This is a genomic window from Natrinema gari JCM 14663, from assembly GCF_000337175.1.
Classification (GTDB): Archaea; Halobacteriota; Halobacteria; order Halobacteriales; family Natrialbaceae; genus Natrinema; species Natrinema gari.
Genome location: NZ_AOIJ01000068.1, coordinates 1 through 1,158 on the forward strand (window position 1 = coordinate 1; position 1,158 = coordinate 1,158).

The following is a 1,158-nucleotide window of genomic DNA, read 5'->3' on the forward strand; positions in this document are numbered from 1 at the left end:
GATGCGCCCGAGGCGCGTGTGGACGGCGTCCTCGAGGACATCGACGTTACGGGGCGCGGGGCAGAGACGAAAGAGGTTCGACGCAAGGCGATCCGCCATGCCTGGGGAGAGCTCCGCGATCGCACTGAGGCCACCACTCAAGAGCTTGCGAACGCTGCGTTCGATGAGTACGCCGATCATCCGAAGTTCGGGTACTCCGCGAGCGAGAGTCACTACCGCGGGTACACGTTCTGGGACAGCTGTGCTCGGGAAGTTCTACAAGAACTCCCAGGCGTCGAGTCCCCACCACAGCGAGGGAACACTTGGCGGTTCGTCGGTGATAACGAAGAATGAGCAGCGCTGCCAACTCTGACGACCTCGAGCGCGCGATCGAAGCGACGGAAGCCGTTAACTGGAGAGCGGTCCCCCAAGTGTCGGTCGCTGATGTCTCGAAATGGNCTGACGACCTCGAGCGCGCGATCGAAGCGACGGAAGCCGTTAACTGGAGAGCGGTCCCCCAAGTGTCGGTCGCTGATGTCTCGAAATGGTGTCAGAAACTACAGTACGCTCGTAACTGTGCGCTCGACGAGCTCGAAAGTGGCCACGACCAATCCCATACCGAGCCATGACCGACGACCGCGACCCCGACTGTGACGTAGACGCTGAGCCGGTCCCCGACAGCGACCCCCAGCACATCGNCCCCGCCGGCGACCTCGCCGACCTCGTCGAGAGTGGCGATTTCGAGATCGAGTTAGACGACAACCAGGACACTGACGAGCTCCGGGAGTTTGTCGAGCGCGCCGAAGCCGGAGAGTTCGACGCCGATCCCGGCCTCGAGGCGACCGTCCGAATCGCCCGTGCACTGCTCAAGAACGAAACCGAGAATGAATGAGTTTAGACTGGCAGGTCCGATTGTGTTTTGGCAACGAGCACGTCTGTAAATACCATTTTCCCGCCTTCATATCCCAATTCGGCCTTTTCGCTTGGTTCGATGAATGCGTACTCGTGCTCGATCGTCTCGACCCGGTACGTCAGACCGTCTGATTCAGGATCTATCTCACGACTGTCTCCCCACGCTGGCGTGCCATCTTTTATCACCACTTCGTACTCTGCTAAATGCACCTCCTCTCCCTTTCGCGGTACCGGGAGAGACGACGCCGATTTCATTTCCTTGATCTT

The 1,158-nt window shown here is 59.7% G+C and carries 2 protein-coding genes; one reads left to right on the plus strand and one right to left on the minus strand.

The features are described from left to right. Positions 1–333 (plus strand): hypothetical protein (locus C486_RS21410; protein WP_008458176.1); only part of this gene is annotated, 333 nt, incomplete at its 5' end. Between the two features lie 540 nt (positions 334–873). Here the strand turns inward: C486_RS21410 and C486_RS21415 are convergent. Further along, positions 874–1,158, minus strand: a 285-nt coding sequence (locus C486_RS21415; protein WP_008458181.1) for a hypothetical protein, incomplete at its 5' end; no start/stop codon positions are given.